Raw genomic sequence first — 4,336 nt, forward strand, 5'->3', positions numbered from 1 at the left:
CGCCCCCGTCCGCGCCGTCACCGGCCGCCGCACCGCCGTCCGCGCCGGCCGCCTCGCCGCCGTCCGTCCCGACCGCCTCGCCGTCCTCGCCCGCAGGCTCCGCGTCCTCGGCCGGTCCGTCGCCCACGGCCGCCGGGCCGCCGGCCAGCAGCGCGACGAACCCCGCCTCGTCGAGGATCCGCAGGCCGAGCTCGATCGCCTTCGCCTCCTTGGACCCGGCGTTCTCCCCCACCACCACGTAGTCGGTCTTCTTGGACACGCTGCCCGACGCCTTGCCCCCGCGGGACAGCACGGCCTCCTTGGCCTGGTCCCGGCTGAACCCCTCGAGGCTGCCGGTGACGACCACCGTCAGGCCCTCGAGCGTGCGGGGCGCCGACTCGTCGGCCTCGTCGGCCATGACGACGCCCGCCGCCTGCCAGCGGTCCACGATCGCCGCGTGCCAGTCCTCCGCGAACCAGTCGATGATCGAGTCGGCGATCGTCGGACCCACGCCCTCGACGCCGGACAGCGTGGCGCGCGCCTGCTCGGCGTCACCGAGCGCCGCCCGCAGCGCCGTCATCGAGCCGAAGTGCTGGGCGATCGCCCGCGCGGCGGTCGGCCCGACGTTCCGGATGCTCAGCCCGACCAGCACCCGCCAGAACGGCTTGGTCTTGGCCGCGTCGAGCTCGTCCAGCAGCGTGCGCGCCTGCTCGGACGGCACCTCCTCGTACTCGGGCAGCTGCTCGCCCCGGGCCTCGGCCTCCCGCCGCGCCTTCACGCTGTACGTGACCCGGCGCCGGAACGGCGTGCGGCGGCGGACCGTGCCGTCCTCGTCGACCCGCGGCTCGCCCGTCTCGGGGTCGCGCACCACCACCTGGACCTGCCGGAGCAGGGCGAACGACCGCTGCCGGACCCGCTCCCGCTCCTCCTCCGGGGCGTCGGCGGGCCACGCGACCAGGTCGAACAGGTCCGCCTCGTTCACCACCGGCGGCGTCTCGGGCACCTCGGGCTGGGTGAGGGCGGCGGCCGTGACCTCGCCGAGCGCCTCGATGTCGAGCGCCCCGCGCGAGCCGATGTGCTCGACGCGGCCCCGGACCTGGGCCGGGCAGGTGCGGGCGTTCGGGCAGCGCAGGTCGACGTCGCCCTCGCGCATCGGGCGCAGCGTCGATCCGCACTCGGGGCACTCGGTCGGCATCGTCCAGTCGGTGCGGGGGTAGCCGTCGTCCGCGAGCGCCGTGACGGGGCCGACGATCTCCGGGATCACGTCGCCGGCCTTGCGCAGCACCACCATGTCCCCCGGGCGCACGCCCTTGAGCGCGACGACGTCCTTGTTGTGCAGCGTCGCCATCGACACCGTGGACCCGGAGACCCGCACCGGCTCCATCACCGCGTACGGCGTGACCCGGCCGGTGCGCCCGACGTTCACCTCGATCGCGAGGAGCCGGGTGTTCACCTCCTCCGGCGGGTACTTGTAGGCGATGGCCCACCGCGGCGCGCGGCTGGTCGCGCCGAGCCGACGCTGGAGCGCGAGCTCGTCGACCTTGATGACGACGCCGTCGATCTCGTGCTCGTAGGAGTGGCGGTGCTCCCCGACCTCGACGATCCGCGCGGTGACGTCCGCGAGCCCCGTCACGACGCGCGAGTGCGGCGAGACCGGCACGCCCCACCCGGCCAGCAGGCCGTAGACCTCGGACTGCCGCTCCAGGCCGGTGGCGCGGGCGCCGCCCCACCGCAGCGCGCCGATGCCGTGCGCGTACATGCCGAGCGGCCGGCTCGCGGTCACCCGCGGGTCCTTCTGCCGCAGCGAGCCCGCGGCGGCGTTGCGCGGGTTGGCGAACGGGGCCTTCCCCGCGGCGACCTGCGTCTCGTTGAGCCGCTCGAACGCCTCGACCGGCAGGAACACCTCGCCGCGGACCTCGATCAGCTCCGGGTGCGTGGCCGGGTCCCCCGCCAGCACGTCGGGGATGCTGGCGATGGTGCGGACGTTGAGCGTGACGTCCTCGCCGGTGCGGCCGTCGCCGCGGGTGGCGGCGCGCACCAGCCGGGCGGGTCCGTCGCCGGTGCGCTCGTACAGCAGGGCGATCGCGAGCCCGTCGATCTTCAGCTCGGTCAGGTAGCCGACGCCCGCGCCGTCGGGGAGCTCCAGGTCCCGGTGCACCCGCTCGGCCCAGGCGGCGACGTCGTCCGCCGAGAAGGCGTTGTCCAGCGACAGCATCCGCTCGACGTGGTCGACCGCGCGGAACTCGGTGGAGAACGTGCCGCCGACGTTCTGGGTGGGCGACTCCGGCGTCCGCAGGCCGTACTCGGGGTACGCGTCCTCGAGCGCCTCCAGCCGGCGCAGCGCCGCGTCGTAGTCCGCGTCGCTCGCCAGCGGCTCGTCGCGCACGTAGTAGGCGAACTGCAGCTCCCGGACGCGGTCCGCCAGCTCGGTCCAGCGCTGGCGCGCGGCGGCCTCGTCCAGGCCGGAGTCCTCGGGGTTCGTCGTCTCGGGTCGTGTCGCGTCCACGGGCACATCATGCCGCGCGCCCCCGACACGGCACCCGGGCGGGCCAGGACGGCAGGGCTTCCCGACACGCCACCCCGGTCGCTAGGGTGCTACTCATCAGTCTGTAGACAGAGAAGTAGCACCACCCCGACCGTGGGCGCGTGGAAGGTGAGCTGCAGGTGACGGTGGGGCGGCGCGTGCGCCGCCTCAGGCAGGAGCGCGGGATCAGCCAGGAGGCCCTCGCGCGCGACGTGGACATGCACCGCACCTACCTGGGCGGTGTCGAGCGCGGGGAGCGCAACCTCACCCTGCGCTCCGTCGAGCGCCTGGCCGACCGCCTCGGCGTGCCCGTCCGCGACCTGATCGGCGACGCCCCGGAGGGCTGATCCGGGCAGCCTGTGGACGACCAGGCCCCCGTGTCGGTGGTCGCACCCACAGTGGGTGAGACGAGGGGCACGGCCGCGCAGGAGCCCCTCGGCAGACACACCGAGGAGGACCCGTGACCCCCGAGCACGACCGACCGACCTGGCAGGCGGAGCCCTGCCCCGACTGGTGCGTGGTGCTGCACGCGCAGGACGACGACGTGCGGGACCGCTCGCACGTGAGCACCTCGATGTCCGTGGGCGCGCGACAGCTCCTGAGCGGTCCGGGCCCGGCCGTCTCGCCGTTCGCCGAGCGGGAGCCCAGCGGTCCGCCCGGCACGCCCGACGCGCTGGACCGGACCGCCGCGGCCGACCTCGCCGTCTGCCTGCACCGCCGGGACGGCGGGCGCACGACCTGGGTGTACGTGGGCGACGGCGCGGTGCAGCACCTGGAGCTGACCGCGGAGTCCTGGCACCGGCTGATGCCCGCGCTCGACCGCGTGCTCGACCTGGCCCGGGCCTGACCGCCCGGCGGGGCGTGGCGGTGCGGAGCACCGGGCGGCCCGGGCGCGCCGGGACGCCGCCCGGGGTCGACCCGGGTGGGCGCGGACGACCGGGACCGCTCCTGCGAGCGGCCCCGGTCCCGGCGCCCGCCGTCCGCGCCGCCGCGGTCAGGACGCCGCGGGCTCGCGGGGGGCGGGCTCGCGGGGTGCGGGCTCGCCGGGCGCCGGAGGCGCGAGCAGCGCCACCGGATCCACGCCCAGGCCGGCCGCCAGCCGCTCGAGCGAGCGGAGCGAGAGGTTGCGCTCACCCCGCTCCACCGAGCCGACGTACGTGCGGTGGTTCCCGATCAGCTCGGCCAGCTCCTCCTGGCTGAGCTCACGGGCCGCTCGGATGCGCCGGATGTTCCGTCCTACGGTGCGTTGCAGTTCGCCGTCCACACCTGCGAGCGTCCTGACCCGCTCCTGATGGGTCCACACACGGATCAGTAGCACCGCGCTGGTCGCGCGGGAGCCGGTTCGGCCCGCGTCCCCGGGGGCCCGGCCGCCGGCGTCAGGACGGCGGGCGCCCCGACGTCGCGGAGTCCGTGCGTCGGCGCGCGCGCCACGCGGCCGTCGCGCCGCCCGCCACGAGCAGCACGCCGACGGCGACCCCGCCGAGGGCCGCGCCCGCGAGCACGGGCGACTGCTCCGCCAGCACGGTCTCGGTCGTGCGCCCGTCGACGGTCCAGGTGCACACCGCCCGGGGCGGCAGCAGCGAGGACGACACCGCCGCGTCGCCCTCGCCCGCGGTGGCCGCCGCGACGCACGTGCCCTCCTCGGCCAGACCGGTGCGCAGGGTGGACGTCACGAGGCCCACCCACACGACCAGCAGCGCCACCAGGCCGGCCACCGCCAGCCCGGCCCCGGCAGCCAGCACCGCCGCGTGCCGTCGGCCGAGCCAGGTCCGGCGGCGGACGACGACCCCGCGACCCGCGCCCGCCCGCGCGCCGCCACCACGGCCCGTGCCG

5 protein-coding genes are annotated in these 4,336 nt (G+C 76.4%); 2 read left to right on the plus strand and 3 right to left on the minus strand.

Annotated elements, in window-relative coordinates; genetic code table 11:
- Positions 1-2,485: NAD-dependent DNA ligase LigA (gene ligA / locus FA014_RS18440; RefSeq protein ID WP_154731077.1), on the minus strand; the 2,485-nt coding region annotated here is incomplete at its 3' end.
- 140 nt (positions 2,486-2,625) lie between these two features.
- Between ligA and FA014_RS18445 the strand changes: the two genes are divergently transcribed.
- Positions 2,626-2,850, plus strand: coding sequence for a helix-turn-helix domain-containing protein (locus FA014_RS18445; RefSeq protein ID WP_154731078.1), 225 nt, complete (start codon positions 2,626-2,628; stop codon positions 2,848-2,850).
- Positions 2,851-2,963: 113 nt separating this feature from the next.
- Entirely contained in the window at positions 2,964-3,350 is a 387-nt protein-coding gene (locus FA014_RS18450) for a hypothetical protein (RefSeq protein WP_154731079.1), read from the plus strand.
- A 147-nt stretch (positions 3,351-3,497) separates the two neighbouring features.
- Here FA014_RS18450 and FA014_RS18455 read toward each other — a convergent pair whose 3' ends face one another.
- Together FA014_RS18455 and FA014_RS20285 are read right to left on the minus strand one after the other, a co-directional pair.
- Positions 3,498-3,767, minus strand: coding sequence for a helix-turn-helix domain-containing protein (locus tag FA014_RS18455; RefSeq protein ID WP_154731080.1), 270 nt, complete (start codon positions 3,765-3,767; stop codon positions 3,498-3,500).
- A gap of 112 nt (positions 3,768-3,879) precedes the next feature.
- A partial coding sequence (locus FA014_RS20285; RefSeq protein ID WP_230323389.1) for a hypothetical protein occupies positions 3,880-4,336 on the minus strand: 457 nt, incomplete at its 5' end.

This window comes from Cellulomonas hominis, assembly GCF_005239125.1.
Taxonomy (GTDB): domain Bacteria; phylum Actinomycetota; class Actinomycetes; order Actinomycetales; family Cellulomonadaceae; genus Cellulomonas; species Cellulomonas hominis_A.